Source organism: Clostridium sp. SM-530-WT-3G, from assembly GCF_012843905.1.
Lineage (GTDB): Bacteria > Bacillota > Clostridia > Clostridiales > Clostridiaceae > Clostridium.
On the sequence record NZ_JABAGC010000026.1, the window covers coordinates 16,488 to 33,706 of the forward strand.

Here is a 17,219-nt window from a genome sequence, read left to right on the forward strand (position 1 = left end):
TTTATAGTGTTTATGGAAAGAGAGGATTATAGTGAAAGTATTAAATATAGCACATAGAGGATATAGTGGAAAGTTTGATGAAAATACAATGATAGCTTTTAAGAAAGCAGTAGAATATGGAGCAGATGGTATAGAAACAGATATACAGCTTTCAAAGGATGGAGTTCCAGTTATAATGCATGATGAAACATTAGAAAGAACAACTAATGGTTGCGGTTTCTTGAAGGATTATGCTTTTGAAGAACTTAAGAAGTTTAGGACTAAAAGTGTAGGAAGTGTAGTGATTAGAAAAGAAAAGTGTGAAAAAAATTATAATGCTGAGGAAGTTAAATACTTTAAAAATAATTGTGGTGAAGAAATACCATCTTTAAGAGAACTGCTAGAATTTGTAGCTTCATCAGATTTAAAGATTCTTAATTTAGAATTAAAAAATAGTATCTTAGAATATGAAGGCATGGAAGAAAAAGTTTTAGACATGATAAATGAATTTAAATTAAAAAACAGGGTAATAATATCTTCCTTTAATCATATGAGTCTTGTAAAAATAAGAAAACTAGATAAAGATATAGTTTTAGGGGCATTAACTGATTCAACTTTAGCCAATGTGCCTAAATATTTGAATGATATTCAGGTACAATGCTATCATCCATATTTTCCAAGTATATTCAATAAAGAATATAGTACTGAAATAAGGAATGCAGGTATAAAGATAAATCCTTATACAGTAAATGCTGAAGAGGATATGAAAAAAGTTATAGAAGCAGGTGTAGACAGCATAATTACTAATGAGGTTGAAATACTTAATAATTGCTATAAAATATTGTAGAGTAATTGACAATGATTATTATATATGACATAATAGTTTTTGGAAAATGATTACACTTGTTATTAAAATCTATTATTGCATGTGTATTAATTGATAATAAAGAAGAAGTTATACAAGTTCTTAAAGCAGGGTATCATGTGTATAAATATCTAAAAAAGAGAATTGGAATATATAAGGGATTTTGAGTTGTTTATCATTAATATGAAAAATATAATTAAAAGAATGGTAAGATAAAATTATATTTAATGTATTTGTAAATAAATAAGAGAGAATTAGAGTCAAGCAGAAACAATGATAGTTTATATATGCTATCTTGGTTTAGTTTGGCTTTTTTATATGAAAATATTTAATATAATATATAATTAGATGTAATTAACGAGTATTTTTTGTATAGGCAGTTATTTAATATAAAAAATAGTGTGAAATAAATTAAAGGATGTGTTTATTATGAAAAAATATATTATAGCATTAGATCAAGGAACTACCAGTTCAAGAGCAATAATCTTTGATAAAGATAAGAATATATTAGATATATGTCAAAAAGAATATACCCAATTATATCCTCAGCAAGGATGGGTAGAACATAATCCTTTAGAAATATGGTCAAGTCAGTATGGAGTTTTACAGGAAGTAATAGCCAAAACTAATATTACTCCAGAGGAAGTAGCTGCTATAGGTATTACTAATCAAAGAGAAACAACTATTATATGGGATAAGAATACTGGTGAACCAGTTTACAATGCAATAGTATGGCAATGTAGAAGAACTGCTCATATTGTAGAAGAATTAAAGAAAGATAAAGAATTTTCAGATTATGTAAAAGAAAATACAGGACTTTTATTAGATGCTTATTTTTCAGCAACTAAGATTAAATGGATTTTAGATAATGTTGAGGGAGTGCGTGAAAGAGCTGAAAAAGGTGAATTATTATTTGGAACAGTAGATTCATGGCTTGTTTGGAAGCTTACTAATGGAAAGGTTCATGTGACTGATTATACTAATGCTTCTAGAACAATGTTATTTAATATTAAGGAATTAAAATGGGATGATAAAATTCTTGAAAAACTTCAAATTCCAAAATTAATGCTTCCAGAAGTAAAGAATTCTTCGGAAATATATGGATATACTAACCTTGGAGGTACTGGAGGAATAAGGGTACCTATAGCTGGAATTGTTGGAGATCAACAAGGTGCTTTGTTCGGACAAACATGCTTTGAAGCTGGAAGTATTAAGAATACTTATGGAACTGGATGCTTTTTATTAATGAATACAGGAGATAAATTAATAAATAGTAAAAATGGATTAGTTACTACCATAGCAATAGGTATAGATAATAAGATTCAATATGCATTAGAAGGTTCAGTATTTGTAGGTGGAGCTATAATTCAATGGATTAGAGATGAACTTAAACTAGTTAATGATGCAGCTGATACAGATTATTTTGCTAGAAAAGTAGATGATAACGGAGGAGTGTATATAGTACCAGCATTTACTGGTCTTGGAGCACCTTACTGGGATATGTATGCTAGAGGAGCTATATTTGGTCTTACTAGAGGTGTAAATAAAAATCATATTATCAGAGCTGCTCTTGAATCAATTGCTTATCAATCAAGAGATTTAATTGAAGTAATGAAAGAGGATTCAGGTTATGAAATAACTAGCATAAAAGTAGATGGGGGAGCTAGTAAAAATGAGTTGATGATGCAGTTTCAAGCAGATATTACTGGAATTGAAGTAGTAAGGCCAATTGTTACTGAAACTTCTGCCTTAGGTGCAGCATATTTAGCAGGACTTGCAGTAGGATTTTGGAAGTCTAAAGAAGAAATTGCTCAAAAATGGGAGATTGGCGAAAAGTATGAACCATCAATAGATGAAGAGAAAAAAGAAAAGTTTTATAAAGGCTGGAAGAAAGCTGTTGAAAGAACAAAAGGATGGGCAGAAGAGGATGAGTAATTGATTTTAAAATAATATATAAATTTAAAATTAAATATAAGTGATTAAGAGATTTAGAGTCAAGCATATAATTATAGTGTATATATTTTTATACACTTAGTTTGTGCTTGGCTCTTTTTATATTAAAGGGGGAAATGATATGTATGATGTGGTAATAATAGGAGCAGGAGTAATAGGAACTTCCGTATTCAGAGAACTGACTAAATATAACTTAAAAGTAGTTATATTAGAGAAAGAAAAAGATGTATCTATGGGAACTAGTAAAGCTAACTCAGCTATAGTACATGCTGGTTATGATCCGAAACATGGAACACTTATGGCAAAATATAATGTAAAAGGTAATGAGATGTTTCAAGATATGTGCAAGGAATTAAGTGTTCCTTTTAAGAAAAATGGTTCTCTTGTAATTGGATTTGATGATGAAGATATGCACATAATTAGGAATTTGCATGAAAATGGAAAGAGAAACGGTGTTAAAGGTTTAAGAATTTTAAATAGAGATCAAGTATTAGCAATAGAATCTAATTTAAATAAAGAAGTATCAGGAGCATTATTTGCACCAACTGGAGGTATAGTAGGACCATTTGAATTTACAATTGCTTTGGCTGAAAATGGTGTACAGAATGGTGGAGAAATAAAACTTAATAAGGAAGTAATTAAAATTGAAAAAGATGATAAATTCAAGATAAATTCTAAAGATGGTGAAATTATTGAAAGTAGATTTGTAATAAATGCAGCTGGTATTTATGCAGATAAGATTCATAATATGATTTGCCAAGAGAATTTTAAGATAAATCCACGAAGTGGTGAATATTTTGTACTAGATAAAAGTCAGGGAAAAGTAGTAAGTCATACAATATTTCAATGCCCATCTAAAAAAGGTAAAGGAGTTTTAATAACTCCAACAGTACATGGAAATCTTCTTGTGGGTCCAGATGCTATTGATGTTATGGATAAAGAGGATGTAGGAACTACGGGAGAAGGTTTGGAGGCATTAAGAAAAGCGTCATTAAAAACTACAGATAAGGTTAATTTTAGAGATACTATTAGAAATTTTGCAGGTCTTAGAGCAGAACCTAGTACAGGTGATTTTATAGTAGAAGAAAATGATAAAATTAAAGGATTTATAGATGTAGCCGGAATAAAATCACCAGGATTATCTTCAGCGCCAGCTATTGCTATAGAGGTTGTTGAAATTCTTAGGAATGCAGGATGTAAATTAGATAAGAATCCTAACTTTAATGGAAAAAGAGAGCAAATTAATTTTATGAAATTATCAAGTAGTGAAAAAGGAGAATTAATAAAGAAAAATTCTCAGTATGGAAGAATAATATGCAGATGTGAAAGTATAACAGAAGGAGAAATAGTAGATGCAATCCATAGAAGTTTTGGGATACTTTCTATAGATGGAATAAAGAGAAGGTGCAGACCTGGAATGGGAAGATGTCAAGGTGGCTTCTGTGGGCCAAGAGTTCAAGAAATAATTGCAAGAGAATATAATATTCCTCTTGAGAATGTAGTGCTTGAAAAAAACGGATCTTATATATTGGTAGGAAAAACAAAGTAAGAAATAGGATTATATTAAAACATGTCAGTAGAGGGGAGGAAATAGGTTGCAGTTAAGAGTTGAAAGTTGAGAGTGTATAGCTTAACTTAAAAGTCAGCTTTAACTGATAAAATAAGATATGGATATGAATAGTTATGAATTAATAGTAGTAGGTGGAGGCCCAGCAGGGATGGCATCTGCATACACAGCATATGAAAATGGAGTTAAGAAAATATTAATCATAGAAAGAGATAAGGAATTAGGTGGAATACTAAATCAATGTATTCATAATGGATTTGGACTTCATACTTTTAAAGAAGAGCTTACAGGCCCAGAATATGCAGATAGATTTATAAAAATGATAAACGATACAAATATTGAAGTTAAATTAGACACTATGGTATTAGATATAAAAAAGGATAAAACTGTACATGCTATCAATAGCAATGATGGTTATATGGAATTGAAGGCACAAGCTATAATATTAGCAATGGGATGTAGGGAAAGAACAAGAGGTGCTATAAATATTCCAGGGGATAGACCAGCAGGGATATTTACAGCTGGAACTGCTCAAAGATATATAAATGTAGAAGGATATATGCCTGGAAAGAAGGTTCTTATATTGGGTTCTGGTGATATTGGACTTATAATGGCAAGAAGAATGACCTTGGAAGGTGCTGAAGTAAAGGCTGTAGTTGAATTATGTCCTTATTCTAATGGATTAAACAGAAATATAGTTCAATGTCTTAATGATTATGATATCCCATTATATTTGTCACATACAGTAGTTGATATTGTAGGTAAAGAAAGAGTAGAAAAGGTGGTTATAGCTAAAGTTGATGAAAATAGACGTCCTATAAAAGGTACAGAAATTGAATTTGATGTTGATACATTATTATTATCAGTAGGTCTTATTCCAGAAAATGAGCTTTCATATAGTGCTGGTCTTGAACCAGATAGGAGGACGAATGGAATAAAAGTAAGTGAAAGTATGGAAACATCATCAGAAGGAATATTTGCATGTGGTAATGTAGTTCATGTGCATGATCTTGTAGATTTTGTTACTGAAGAATCTAAACATTCAGGTAAATGTGCAGCTAAATATATTAAAGGAAAGCTTAATAGAGAACACTATATAAATATAGTAAATGGAATAAATATAAATTATACTGTGCCTCAAAGATTAAATATAGATGCAGTAGATGATAAGTTAACAATATTTATGAGAGTAAATAACATTTATCATGATAAATCATTAGTAGTAAGATGTAATGATGAAATAATAGCTAAATTTAAGAGACAGCATTTAGCACCATCTGAAATGGAAAAGATAATATTACCAAAAGCCATATTAAGTAAAATTAACGGAGATATTACAATATCGTTAGAAGAAGAGAATTCTTTCATTTTCAATTAATTTAAAAATCCTAGTTTAGATATAGAAGTGGAGTTGTTTAGTATGAAAAAAGAATTAATTTGCATATGCTGCCCCAATGGGTGTCATTTAACAGTAGATATGGATAGTAGTACGGTGTATGGTAATAAGTGCAGAAGAGGTATAGAATATGGTATTAATGAAGTAACATATCCAGTAAGAGTAATCACATCAACTGTAAAAGTTATAAATGGATCACTTCCAGTAGTTCCTGTAAAGACAAGAGAGCCTATTCCAAAGAAATTAAATTTTAAGTGTATGGATGAAATTAATAAAGCTATAGTAAAAGCACCTATTGAGATTGGAGCTGTAATAATAAAGAATGTATTAGATACAGGAGTAGATGTTGTAGCAACTAAGAATATTGATTTAATAGAATAATACAAGGATGGAGATAAATTTATAAAAGAGATAACAGGACTAGAAAAATTTGAATGTCTGTTATCTTTTTTATATTTGTGATGTTAATTCATACATGAAATGTATAATAAATAAATTTTGGAATATGTAGGGTTATAATGTGGTATATAAAAACTTTTTATGATATAATAAAAACCATAAAAGGAGGAGAGATAAGAATGAATGGAAACACAAAAACTAATTTTAATTTTAGAAATAATTCAAGTAAATTTATGAAAGCTTTATTTGGTGTTTATATCATTGTGGCATTAATTATGTTCTTGGATGGAAGTTTAATACTAGATTTAAGCCTTAATGCATCGTTACTTTGTGTTTTGTTTACTGTTACTTTAGTAGGATATGGCATAATTACACGTTCTAAAAAGTATATTATATCGGGAGGAGTGGTTGTACTTATATATTTTGCTTTATCAGTTATATATAGTCCTGTTATAAAATATAATGCCCATAGAAATTTAATTGGAAATGTTGAAGAAGTGGAATTTTCAAATGAAATAGAATATATAGACTTGAATCAGCTACCAATAATTGATAAAGAACTGGCAGGAAAACTTGCAGATAAAAAGCTAGGGGAGATACCTAGTCTTGGAAGTCAGGTTACTATAGGAGAATTACATCTTCAGAGTGTAAACGGCTCATTATATTATGTAGCACCACTAGAACATTCATCATTTTTAAAATGGCTTACAAATAGAGAAGGTACTTCGGGATATATTAAAGTAAGTGCTACAAATCAAAATGATGTTGAGTTGATAACAGAATTAAATGAATCAAAACTTCATATTAAATATCTTGATTCATCATATATGTTGAGTGATTTAAAAAGAGCAGCATATTTAAGAGATTTTAGTGCAGGGCATACAGATTTTACATTTGAATTAGATGATGATGGTAGACCATATTGGGTAATTACAAGATATGATAATGCTGTGGGGATTACAGAAGAAAAAGCTATAGGTGTTCTTATAATGGATGCTCAAAGTGGAGAAGTTCATGTGTACGATATAGGAGATATACCTTCGTGGGTAGATAGGATTCAACCTAAAAAATTTATAAATAGATATATAAATAAATGGGGAAAATTGATACATGGTGTGTTTAATTTTACAGACAAAGATAAGTTACAAACAACTGATGGGATGAATATGATTTATAACAATGATACATGCTACTATTATACAGGCATAACTTCTGTTGGTAGTGATGAGTCGCTTGTGGGATTTACATTGACTGATACAAGAACAGGTGAAACAAAAATGTATAAAACTGCTGGAGCAACAGAAAGTGCTGGGATGAAATCAGCTGAAGGTAAAGTGCAGCAATACGGATATCAAGCTACATTCCCATACCTTATAAATATACAAAATGAACCTACTTATTTTATGACACTTAAGGATTCAAATGGACTAGTAAAACAGTATGCAATGGTTAATGTAAAGAATTATAATATAGTAGGGGTTGGAGATACCCTTCAAAGTAGTCTTAATAAATATCTTGAAGGATTAACTAATACTAATATGTCACTTGAAGGTGAAAATAAAGAAGAAATTATAACTGGTGAGGTAGAGAGAATCGGTCTGGTTATTAAAGATGGGACAAGTGTTTATGATATAAAAATCAAGGGAATTGATAATGTATTTTCAGTATCAACAGAAACATCAAGAGAAGTGGCATTAACAACAGTAAATGATATAGTTGAAATAAGATATATAAAGATAGGTTCTGGCAGATATATAATAACAAATTCATTTATAAATAAAAGTGCTGGAAATGTAGAAGAGCAGGAAAAAGAACAGGAGGAAAATCATAAAGAGAAACAAAATGAAGAATCTTCTGAAAATTCTTAAGAAAATGAAAATAAAGTATTGTAATTGTGTTAAATTAGTGATATACTAAGATTGTTCTTAAGGAACGAAAAAAATATAAAAACAAGATTTAATTATATTAAGATTTCTCCTTATGGGAAAGTATTAGTTAACTAAGTCTTTGTATTTGGAGGAATTGTAAAATGGAAGATAAGACTATTGTATGTAAAGATTGTGGAAAAGAATTCATATTCACAGTAGGAGAACAAGAATTCTACAAAGAAAAAGGATTCGAAAACGATCCAGTTAGATGCCCAGAATGCAGAAAAGCAAGAAAGGCTCAAAGAAACAACAATAGATAATTTAAATTGTTAGTTAAAGCTATAAGAGTTTACTCTTATAGCTTTTATTTTTTACAGGAAATTATAGAATTAAAAAGATACTAAATTATGTTATACCAATATTTTAATATATGAAAGTTTAGAAGTTGTATTCTGTAAAACAGTATGACTTAGCTGTTTGTTATTATTATTTTTAAGAATATAAATTTAACTTGATATAGATTAAAGTAAATTAAAAATTTAATGGATTTTTAATTTATATGATCACTTTGGAAACCTTGTCTTTTGACAGAATGTTTCTTTAAGTTTGGATTATGGTTATGATTTTCCTCTGTTATAGGTGTCTGATAATTACACTTTTCCATTCTTGCATATTTATTATCTGGTTGGCTGTCTTTTGTCATAATAATCTCTCCTTTCGAATCTAATAGATTCATAGTTAATTTGTCCTAAAACCACATAATTATTCTGAAAAAGAATATGAAAAATTACCAAAATTACAACCAAAATAAAGAGTAAAAGAGACAAAATAATAAAATAATTGATATACAAATATTGCACTTCAAATTGAAGTTTAAATTAATATGAGGAAAAACATAAATATATAACAAAATAGAAACGTTGATAATAAACAGCATTAGATGTAAAATAAAGTAAATAATTACAAAAAGAGGAGGTTGAAAGATGAAAAAAAACCTTGTGAAAAAACTTATAAAAAAGGTTAGTAGAGATAAGGATAAGAGTATTAACAGGCAGAATAAAAAGTTAATGATGGATAAAATATTTTCATATAGTCCAGAATTATTAGACGGCATTGAAAAATACAAAGATGCAAATCGTAATTTTATGTTATTGATGTTTCTAAGTGTGATATTAATAAATTTTCCAGTTATATCTATGCTATGCTGTATAGTTTCAGTAGTGTTCTTGGTTAAAATGCTTCAATTTATTAAATACAGAAACATAAATTCAATAGTTAATATTTTAGGAAAAGATCTTGCTTATAAAGGTATTTATGATAAGGGAAAAATACAGGGTTTAGTTGAAGAATTTAAAGAAAGATACGGAGAAGATATAATGGAATACGAAAAGTTAATATACATGATAGAAAAATACGAGGTATTTATAACAAAAATTGAATACGTAATAAGTAAAATGAAAACAACTAAGACAGTAAGCACTAAAGAAAAATGTACAGATAATATTACAGTAGAGGAGAATAATATTGAAGAAGATTTAAATTTAAAGAAAAAAGTAAAGGATTACTGTAAGGATATAAATGGTGAATTTTCATTGGTATGTAAAAATGAAGAGGGGGAAATAAAAAAAGTTAATAGAGCTATTGAATTTTTTGATGAAGAAAATAATGATGGAGAAAAAACAGATACAGTTGTATTAAAGAGTAATAGAAGAGGAAATGAGGACAAGCTAACTGTATATTTATATAAGAAATCATCAGATTTACAAAATAATGTTTTATAAACTTAATACAAATATATAAATAATTTGTTAAAAACTTCTATTAAAGTCAAGTATTTTATTAGACTAATAATTAATAGGAGTTGTTTTTTTGCACAATATATAATAAAATCATATAAGTGTATTTTTTTATAAGAAGAATCTGTTATAGAATTTACATGTTTATACATACTAAATATTTGTATTTATACATTTGAGATAAATATATTTAAATATAATATTAATTAATATGGAGGAAATTATGGAAGATGTAATGATAATAGGTATAGCTGGAGGAAGTGGTTCGGGTAAAACTACAATAGCTCAAAAGATTAAAGATGTTTTTGGTGAAGAAGTTGTTATTCTTTGTCATGATTATTACTATAAGGCTAATAATCAAATTCCTTTAGAAGAACGTAAAAAACTTAATTATGACCATCCAGACTCATTTGATACAGATCTTTTAATAGAGCAGCTTATAAGTTTAAAACAAGGAAAATCAATAAATCATCCAGTTTATTCTTTTGTCGAACATACAAGATTAGAAGAAACAGTTGAAGTAAAACCTGCAAAAGTAATTATTGTTGAAGGTATATTAATATTTGAAAACAAGCAATTATGTGATTTAATGGATATTAAAGTATTTGTAGATACTGATGCTGATGTAAGAATAATAAGAAGATTATTAAGAGACGTTAAAGAAAGAGGCAGAGATCTTGATTCTGTAGTTACTCAATATTTAGGTACAGTAAAACCTATGCATGAAGAATTTGTTGATCCAAGCAAGAAGAGAGCAGATATAATCATTCCAGAAGGTGGAGCTAATAATGTAGCATTAAATATGCTTCTTGAAAAAATAAAGAACTTCATAGTAGAACACTAAAATATTAGTACATATTTAAATCGGCTTATGAAAAAATCGTAGCCGATTTTTAATTTTTATATTTATTAGTTAATATGGATTTGATGATAAATTTAAATTATATTTAACATGTTAATAAATAATTTTCTCTAAAAGTGAATAAAAGAATTATAACTGTCAATTTTAATAAATAAGTAATAAAAAAGTAATATATTCGTACATAAAATATTGGTAATTTATTCATTAATAAATTATAATAAGAACAGAAATGATTTATAAAAATACAATATAAAAAATATGTTAAAAGAGGGTGTTTTATGAAAATTGAATGGAATAATAAATACACTACTATTGCTGCTTATGTGTTTATAGTGGCCTGTGCAGTAATATTATTTTATTTATCGCTATCTCAGCTTGGCATAGTTTTAAGTAAAATAAGTGGTGCAATAGGTATTTTTGAACCATTTATTATGGGATTTTCTATTGCATATATATTAAATTTTGTACTAAAATTTTTTGAGAATAAAGTAATAAGTGATTCTGTATGTAAAAAACTTGGATTAAAAAGTAAGAGTAGAAGAATAATCTCATTACTTATTACATATGTTACTACATTTTTTGTGATATATTTATTCATAATGTTTGTCTTGCCACAACTTATGGAAAGTTTAATAGGGCTGGCTAACGATATACCTATGTATATAAATGAAACTACTAGATTTATAAACGAAACATTGACTAATTTAAATCTAGGAAAAGAAAATATGGAGCTAATAAATGAAAATTTCAATAAGTATATAGAATATATGATTAAGTTTGCTTCAAATTTATTACCTGTTTTAGGAACAGTTGTTACACGTATAGCATCAAGTATATGGAATATAGTATTAGGAATTATTATTTCTATGTATTTATTGCTAGATAAAGAGAAGTTCTGCGCATTAACTAAGAAGTTAGTATATGCTATTCTACCAGGCTATGCGGCAGAAAAAACAATTGAAATAACTGATAGAAGTAATATGACTTTTGGTAAATTCCTTGTAGGAAAAATAGTTGATTCATTCATAATAGGTGTTTTAACCTTCTTTATATTAACTATATGTAAGATGCCTTATACAATACTTATTTCTGTAATTGTAGGTATAACAAATATAATTCCATTCTTTGGACCATTTATTGGAGCTATACCTTCATTCATAATTATATTATTCTTATCGCCTATTAAAGCTGTTTGGTTCCTAGTGATAATACTTGTTATACAACAGCTTGATGGAAATGTTATAGGACCAAAGATTTTAGGAGATTCAATAGGAATTTCAGCATTCTGGATTCTTTTTGCAATACTTGTAGCTGGAAAGTTCCTTGGTCTTGTAGGAATGATAATAGGAGTGCCTTTATTTGCAGTAATTTATTCACTTCTTAAAGAAATTGTAGAAGCGAGATTAAAGAAAAAGGGACTTAAAACAGATACTAAAGATTATTATTAATTATAAAAGATAATATAGAAATGATTTTAAATACTTAAGAGGAGTAAATTTCAATTGTTATGGAAGTTTACTCCTCTTAACATTTGTAAGGTATTTTTTATAAAAATTTAAATATAACCTTTAGTGGTTTATATACATAAAGTAATAATAAATAATTTTCTTTATTTACTGTTGTTGGAAATAAACTTATTAAATGATAAAATATATATATAAATAATAAATTTATTTATATTAGTAATTAGAAAATAATAAGTACAATATAATTAAGTAGAGAAAAGGAGAGGATACTAATGAAAAGTATTAAAGGAATAATATTTGATATGGATGGTATTTTAATAGATACTGAAAGGATATCGTTTAATTCGTATAAGAAGGTATTTGAAGATTATGATTATGAAATAAATGAAGAATTTTATCTTAAACTTATAGGTCATAATGTTAAAAGTATTAAAGAAATCATGATTAATGAATATGGAAAAGATTTTCCCTTTGATGAAATATATGAACACAAAGTAAAATTATCTATAGATACTATAAAAAGGGATGGATTAATAGTAAAAAAAGGTGTACAAGAGCTTGTAGATTATTTAAAAAAGAATAACTATAAGATAGCAGTAGCTACATCAACAGGGAGAGAAAGGGCTCATTCACATTTAAATGAAATAGGGATATTAGGTAAGATAGATTATGTAATTTGTGGAGACCAGGTTGCAAATTCTAAGCCGGATCCAGAAATATTTTTAAAGGCAGCTAAAGGTATAGATCTATCTGAAGAAGAGTGTATAGTAATTGAAGATTCTGAAGCAGGTATAAGAGCAGCACATAATGCAGGAATTAAAAGTATTAATGTACCTGATATGATAAGGCCTAATGATGTGATAAAGCAATTATCATATAAAATATGCAACAATCTTCTTGAAGTAAAATCAATGTTTGAAAGTAAATAGAAAAATATATTATATTTTTGATTAAAAAAATGGTATAGGGAAGTATTAAAATAAATTTAGGAGATGAAGCAGGAGGAATAAAAAATGAGTATTTTAATTTTATCATTAATTGAAGCTTTAGGACTTTGTATATTAGGTCTTATAGTTTTTGCACTATTTTTAATAATACCTGCAGAGGGAGTTCATATTGAAAAGGAATTTAGGCTTGGTGAAGAGGGATTTTGTATAAGATTAGAGAGAATTAGAGGGGAAAATAAGGAAAATAAATAATATAAGTTACATTAAAGAAATAAGAGGAGACAATTAAGATGAAACTTATAAAAAATACAATTATATCATTTCTTTTAATATTATTATTTATTCAGCCAGTATTTGCAGTTGAAATAAATATACCAGGTGCCAAAGATAGTATATTTGAACATTTGAATAATTGGGATTCAGAATTCAAAATAGATTACTATAACAAAGATGTAATTGATGTAATAAGGCAAAAGTCTAAAGCAGATGATTATTTATATATTTCACTTGTAGGTCTTGTTTATAAAAAGACTGGAAGGGATGCCCAAGTTGAAGCAAAATATAGAACAACTAAAGAGCAAGAAGTTTACATACAAAATGAAGTAAATAATATTATTAATACAATTATTAAGGATAACATGAGTGATTATGATAAGGTGTATGCTATAAATCAATATTTAGTTAATAGATTTACATATGATACTACTTTGACAAATAATAATGCATATTTGGCATTAGTAAATGGAAGCACAACATGTCAGGGATATTGTATGACTGCATACAAACTATTTAAAGCTGCTGGAATCGATACAAGGATAGCATTAGGTAAGCTTAATGATATAAATCATGGATGGAATTTGGTTAAAATAAATAATATTTGGTATCATGTAGATGTTACTAATAATGATTATGTTGGGGAAAATAAGTATTTTTTAAGAAGCGATAATTTCTTTAGAAGCCAAGGATTTGTATGGAATGAATCTGATTATAATCAAGCACCATATGATTATCATTAAGTAATTTGAGAATTTAATTATTTTTACAGGCTATAAATATTACTGTTATAGCCTGTAAAATATTAAATTATTCTTCAGAATGTTTATCTAATTTATCTTCATCTTTTTGTTCTTCTGCTGAATATTCATATTGTAATAACATTTCATTTGAACAATCATCCGTAATGTTTTCTGAAGAAAGATCTGAATTTAAAATAGGAGAATTTACTTCTAAATCCTTTTCGGTGTTAGTTTCAAATCTTAAATTATTGAATTTGTTTTGGTATTTTTCTGTCATTATATCATGCCGTCCTTAATTTAATATTATTTTTATATTTAATTAATAATTATTAATTAATAATTATTAAATCATATACTTGTATTATATAATATTAGTATCCCTTAATACTAGTATTTAATTCAATATTAAGTTAAAATTATGTTTATAGGAAAGGTGGAAAGTGAATTGAGCGAAAAAGAAGAAGTTATATGTCCTATTTGTGGAGAAAAAATGGAAGAGTATAGTTATGACTACAATACAGATACAAATGAAAAGATAGATTATAAATGTCCTAACTGTGGTCATAGATTATGTATACTTGTAGAATAATAATGTACATAAAAACACCTGTTATATTAGCTTAAATATAGCAGGTGTTTTATTGTATTATTCTAATTATTTACAGTAGACTGTTTTAGTGAATTATTATCTGAGCCAACAGGAAGTAAAAGTCCTGTTCTTAATAATATAGGTCTCAATGCAGTATATAAAACTGTTACTAATACAACTGAAACTATTGCATTAATTAAAGTAGTAGCTGCACTAAGTTTTGCTAAAGCTTTAGCAAATTCTTGAGGTTGTCCTAATATATATTGTTTGTAGAAATATCCGACAATTGGGTCTGCTATTACATTAAAACCTAAACCACATGCTGAAGATATTACAGTCCATTTAAATATATATTTCTTATCATTTGATTCATTTATTTTTGCAATTCTATGAGCTACAAAGCCAGTAATAAATCCTATACAAAATTTTAAAACAAATGTTTTTGGTGCACCTATATAATAAACTGGATCCATTAAATCAGCTATAGTCATTCCTATTGCACCAGAAAGTCCTCCATATACGCCTCCAAGAAGAAGTGCGGCAAGTACACAGAATGCATTACCTATATGAAGAGAAGTAGCATCTCCACCTCCTACAGGTATTTTTATCTGCAAATATGTAAATGATACAAAACATAATGCTGCAAGTAGTGCTGTCTGCATTAATTTTCTTAATTTTAAATTTTTATTATCCATAATGATTCCCCTTTGCTTAGAATAAATTATATTGCTTATTTTGGTAATTAAATTATTCCGGATTATATTTAATTTAAATACTGCAAATTTATAGGATAATTATAGCATTAATAAGATATGAGTCAAATGTATGGGTACAATATTTAAAGGGAGAATATTAAAAAAGTGGTCTTATATTAAGTAGTAGTATCATTGTAGAAAGAAATTGATTTTTTGAGTAAGTTCTTTTAATATTAAATATATTTATTGTCTAGAAGATAGATATTTCAAAAAAGTAGAATAAAGAGAAATGAGCTAAATTTAGTAGAAGTACATTATAGATTTAGCAGATGAGTGAGGAAACATGAGATTAGATAAATTTTTAGCAGAGTCAGGAATTGGTGGAAGAAAAGAATGTAGAATATTTATAAAAGAGGGACTTGTACAGGTAAATAAGAAAACTGTAACAGAACCTGCACAAGAAATAGATGAATTAAATGACAATATTGAATATAAAAATAAAGCTGTAATATATAGGGGAAAGGTATATTATATGTTTAATAAGCCTAAAGGATGTGTAACAGCACGTAAAGATGAAGAAAATAGAACAGTATTTGATTATTTTAAAGATGAAAATATGAATGGTGTTACTCATGTGGGTAGACTAGATAAGGATACAGAAGGCTTTTTGATTTTAACTAATGATGGAGATTTTAATCATGCACTAATGAACCCGGATAAGCATATTGATAAAAAGTATTATTTCATAGCATTAGGGAATATTGATGAAAATAAGAAAAGTCATATGGAAAATGGGATGAATATAGGAGAGCATGATCCTATTACTAAAAATGCAAAGCTTGAAATATTAAAGAGTGGTGATTATAGTGAGCTTGAAGAAGAATTAAATTTACAAGAACATTACAGTATAAACAAAAATTATTACAACCAGCCTATAGTAAGTGGATATTTAACCCTTGTAGAGGGGAGAAAACATCAAGTGAAGAGAATGTTAAAGCTTATGGGATGTTATGTTATATATCTTAAGAGAGTTTCTATAGGAAAAATAGAACTTGATAAATCTTTGGAAAAAGGAAAGTATCGTCACTTAACAAAAGATGAAGTAAATATATTACTTAATAATGAACAAAATAAATAGTTATTAAATAATTTTATACATTGTTTAGATAGAAAAATATATTTACTAGGATAAGGTGTGGAAAATAAGAACAGAAATAGATTGCTATTAAAAGCAATCTATTTCTGTATGATATATGTTATTTAAATTATAATACCATTACAGTGGTCTATTTCATGTTGTATTATTTGAGCTGTATATCCTGTGAAAGTGCCTTTTTGTTTTTTAAAGTTCTTATCTAAATATTCTACCTCAATAGTTTTATATCTTGTGGTTTTTCTAAATCCAGTAAGAGACAAGCAACATTCTTCAGCTTCGTAGCTGTTCATTTTCTTTTTTATAACAGGATTAACCATAGGTACTATAATATCTCCAACAGTAAATACTATAATACATTTTTTTATACCTATCATATTTGCTGCCATGCCTACACAATTATCTAAATTTGCTCTTAATGTATCTGTAAGATCTGTAATTATATAAGCATCAGCCTTAGTAGCTGGTTCAGATTTTTGACCTAAGAATAACACATCCTTCATAATTGGTTTTATCATTTTAGTCAACCTTTCTTCTTAAATAATTAATTTCTTTGAATATTTAATTATTATAGCATAATAGAATTTTAAATTGTAATCTTACTATATACTTTAATTTAAAATTGCAGATGATAATATATAATATAGTAAATACTATAATAAAAAAAT

Annotated in this window: 19 protein-coding genes; 15 read left to right on the top strand and 4 right to left on the bottom strand. The window is 27.4% G+C overall.

What is annotated here, in order from left to right:
* Positions 1-31 precede the first annotated feature (31 nt).
* From HF850_RS10100 to HF850_RS10130, 7 genes are all read left to right on the top strand, one after another.
* Positions 32-826, top strand: a complete 795-nt coding sequence (locus tag HF850_RS10100) for a glycerophosphodiester phosphodiesterase (protein ID WP_169105317.1) — start codon at positions 32-34, stop codon at positions 824-826.
* A 447-nt stretch (positions 827-1,273) separates the two neighbouring features.
* Positions 1,274-2,779, top strand: a complete 1,506-nt coding sequence (glpK, locus tag HF850_RS10105; protein ID WP_169105318.1) for a glycerol kinase GlpK — start codon at positions 1,274-1,276, stop codon at positions 2,777-2,779.
* A 139-nt stretch (positions 2,780-2,918) separates the two neighbouring features.
* Positions 2,919-4,346 (top strand): NAD(P)/FAD-dependent oxidoreductase, encoded by a 1,428-nt coding sequence (locus HF850_RS10110; RefSeq protein ID WP_169105319.1) that lies wholly within the window; start codon positions 2,919-2,921, stop codon positions 4,344-4,346.
* Between the two features lie 124 nt (positions 4,347-4,470).
* Positions 4,471-5,742: an NAD(P)/FAD-dependent oxidoreductase gene (locus HF850_RS10115; protein ID WP_169105320.1), complete on the top strand. Its 1,272-nt coding sequence runs from the start codon at positions 4,471-4,473 to the stop codon at positions 5,740-5,742.
* Between the two features lie 42 nt (positions 5,743-5,784).
* Positions 5,785-6,141 carry a DUF1667 domain-containing protein gene (locus tag HF850_RS10120; protein WP_169105321.1) on the top strand — a complete coding sequence of 119 codons (357 nt, stop codon included), beginning with the start codon at positions 5,785-5,787 and terminating at the stop codon, positions 6,139-6,141.
* A gap of 197 nt (positions 6,142-6,338) precedes the next feature.
* Entirely contained in the window at positions 6,339-8,027 is a 1,689-nt protein-coding gene (locus HF850_RS10125) for a cell shape-determining protein (protein ID WP_169105322.1), read from the top strand.
* A 161-nt stretch (positions 8,028-8,188) separates the two neighbouring features.
* Positions 8,189-8,347, top strand: a complete 159-nt coding sequence (locus tag HF850_RS10130; RefSeq protein WP_169105323.1) for a zinc-ribbon domain-containing protein — start codon at positions 8,189-8,191, stop codon at positions 8,345-8,347.
* A 230-nt stretch (positions 8,348-8,577) separates the two neighbouring features.
* Here the strand turns inward: HF850_RS10130 and HF850_RS10135 are convergent, their stop codons facing one another.
* Positions 8,578-8,730, bottom strand: coding sequence for a hypothetical protein (locus HF850_RS10135; RefSeq protein ID WP_169105324.1), 153 nt, complete (start codon positions 8,728-8,730; stop codon positions 8,578-8,580).
* Positions 8,731-9,010: 280 nt separating this feature from the next.
* On the opposite strand from HF850_RS10135, the gene HF850_RS10140 reads away from it, so the two are divergent.
* The 6 genes from HF850_RS10140 to HF850_RS10165 all read left to right on the top strand — a co-directional run bounded on the left by HF850_RS10140 (position 9,011) and on the right by HF850_RS10165 (position 14,114).
* Complete coding sequence (locus HF850_RS10140) at positions 9,011-9,808, top strand: hypothetical protein (RefSeq protein WP_169105325.1); 798 nt, start codon at positions 9,011-9,013, stop codon at positions 9,806-9,808.
* 238 nt (positions 9,809-10,046) lie between these two features.
* Positions 10,047-10,667, top strand: coding sequence for a uridine kinase (gene udk, locus HF850_RS10145; RefSeq protein ID WP_169105326.1), 621 nt, complete (start codon positions 10,047-10,049; stop codon positions 10,665-10,667).
* A 296-nt stretch (positions 10,668-10,963) separates the two neighbouring features.
* Positions 10,964-12,133: an AI-2E family transporter gene (locus HF850_RS10150; protein WP_169105327.1), complete on the top strand. Its 1,170-nt coding sequence runs from the start codon at positions 10,964-10,966 to the stop codon at positions 12,131-12,133.
* A 290-nt stretch (positions 12,134-12,423) separates the two neighbouring features.
* Positions 12,424-13,080, top strand: a complete 657-nt coding sequence (locus HF850_RS10155) for an HAD family phosphatase (protein ID WP_169105328.1) — start codon at positions 12,424-12,426, stop codon at positions 13,078-13,080.
* 84 nt (positions 13,081-13,164) lie between these two features.
* Entirely contained in the window at positions 13,165-13,350 is a 186-nt protein-coding gene (locus HF850_RS10160; protein WP_169105329.1) for a hypothetical protein, read from the top strand.
* A 38-nt stretch (positions 13,351-13,388) separates the two neighbouring features.
* Positions 13,389-14,114, top strand: a complete 726-nt coding sequence (locus tag HF850_RS10165) for a transglutaminase domain-containing protein (protein ID WP_169105330.1) — start codon at positions 13,389-13,391, stop codon at positions 14,112-14,114.
* A 67-nt stretch (positions 14,115-14,181) separates the two neighbouring features.
* Here the strand turns inward: HF850_RS10165 and HF850_RS10170 are convergent, their stop codons facing one another.
* Positions 14,182-14,391, bottom strand: coding sequence for a hypothetical protein (locus HF850_RS10170; protein ID WP_169105331.1), 210 nt, complete (start codon positions 14,389-14,391; stop codon positions 14,182-14,184).
* 168 nt (positions 14,392-14,559) lie between these two features.
* On the opposite strand from HF850_RS10170, the gene HF850_RS10175 reads away from it, so the two are divergent.
* Positions 14,560-14,703: a hypothetical protein gene (locus HF850_RS10175; protein WP_243159461.1), complete on the top strand. Its 144-nt coding sequence runs from the start codon at positions 14,560-14,562 to the stop codon at positions 14,701-14,703.
* A gap of 62 nt (positions 14,704-14,765) precedes the next feature.
* Here HF850_RS10175 and HF850_RS10180 read toward each other — a convergent pair whose 3' ends face one another.
* Positions 14,766-15,398, bottom strand: coding sequence for an ECF transporter S component (locus HF850_RS10180; RefSeq protein WP_169105333.1), 633 nt, complete (start codon positions 15,396-15,398; stop codon positions 14,766-14,768).
* A 343-nt stretch (positions 15,399-15,741) separates the two neighbouring features.
* On the opposite strand from HF850_RS10180, the gene HF850_RS10185 reads away from it, so the two are divergent.
* Positions 15,742-16,536 carry a pseudouridine synthase gene (locus HF850_RS10185; protein ID WP_169105334.1) on the top strand — a complete coding sequence of 265 codons (795 nt, stop codon included), beginning with the start codon at positions 15,742-15,744 and terminating at the stop codon, positions 16,534-16,536.
* A gap of 122 nt (positions 16,537-16,658) precedes the next feature.
* Here HF850_RS10185 and HF850_RS10190 read toward each other — a convergent pair whose 3' ends face one another.
* Positions 16,659-17,069, bottom strand: coding sequence for a peptide deformylase (locus tag HF850_RS10190; protein WP_169105335.1), 411 nt, complete (start codon positions 17,067-17,069; stop codon positions 16,659-16,661).
* Positions 17,070-17,219 lie beyond the last annotated feature (150 nt).

Bases quoted from the DNA above. Each gene is read 5' to 3' on its own strand.
- HF850_RS10190 (WP_169105335.1), bottom strand. From the start codon at position 17,069: ATGATAAAACCAATTATGAAGGATGTGTTATTCTTAGGTCAAAAATCT.
- HF850_RS10150 (WP_169105327.1), top strand. From the start codon at position 10,964: ATGAAAATTGAATGGAATAATAAATACACTACTATTGCTGCTTATGTG.
- HF850_RS10110 (WP_169105319.1), top strand. From the start codon at position 2,919: ATGTATGATGTGGTAATAATAGGAGCAGGAGTAATAGGAACTTCCGTA.
- HF850_RS10125 (WP_169105322.1), top strand. From the start codon at position 6,339: ATGAATGGAAACACAAAAACTAATTTTAATTTTAGAAATAATTCAAGT.
- HF850_RS10155 (WP_169105328.1), top strand. From the start codon at position 12,424: ATGAAAAGTATTAAAGGAATAATATTTGATATGGATGGTATTTTAATA.
- HF850_RS10140 (WP_169105325.1), top strand. From the start codon at position 9,011: ATGAAAAAAAACCTTGTGAAAAAACTTATAAAAAAGGTTAGTAGAGAT.
- HF850_RS10180 (WP_169105333.1), bottom strand. From the start codon at position 15,398: ATGGATAATAAAAATTTAAAATTAAGAAAATTAATGCAGACAGCACTA.
- HF850_RS10130 (WP_169105323.1), top strand. From the start codon at position 8,189: ATGGAAGATAAGACTATTGTATGTAAAGATTGTGGAAAAGAATTCATA.
- glpK (WP_169105318.1), top strand. From the start codon at position 1,274: ATGAAAAAATATATTATAGCATTAGATCAAGGAACTACCAGTTCAAGA.
- HF850_RS10160 (WP_169105329.1), top strand. From the start codon at position 13,165: ATGAGTATTTTAATTTTATCATTAATTGAAGCTTTAGGACTTTGTATA.
- HF850_RS10170 (WP_169105331.1), bottom strand. From the start codon at position 14,391: ATGACAGAAAAATACCAAAACAAATTCAATAATTTAAGATTTGAAACT.
- udk (WP_169105326.1), top strand. From the start codon at position 10,047: ATGGAAGATGTAATGATAATAGGTATAGCTGGAGGAAGTGGTTCGGGT.
- HF850_RS10115 (WP_169105320.1), top strand. From the start codon at position 4,471: ATGAATAGTTATGAATTAATAGTAGTAGGTGGAGGCCCAGCAGGGATG.
- HF850_RS10120 (WP_169105321.1), top strand. From the start codon at position 5,785: ATGAAAAAAGAATTAATTTGCATATGCTGCCCCAATGGGTGTCATTTA.
- HF850_RS10185 (WP_169105334.1), top strand. From the start codon at position 15,742: ATGAGATTAGATAAATTTTTAGCAGAGTCAGGAATTGGTGGAAGAAAA.
- HF850_RS10165 (WP_169105330.1), top strand. From the start codon at position 13,389: ATGAAACTTATAAAAAATACAATTATATCATTTCTTTTAATATTATTA.
- HF850_RS10135 (WP_169105324.1), bottom strand. From the start codon at position 8,730: ATGACAAAAGACAGCCAACCAGATAATAAATATGCAAGAATGGAAAAG.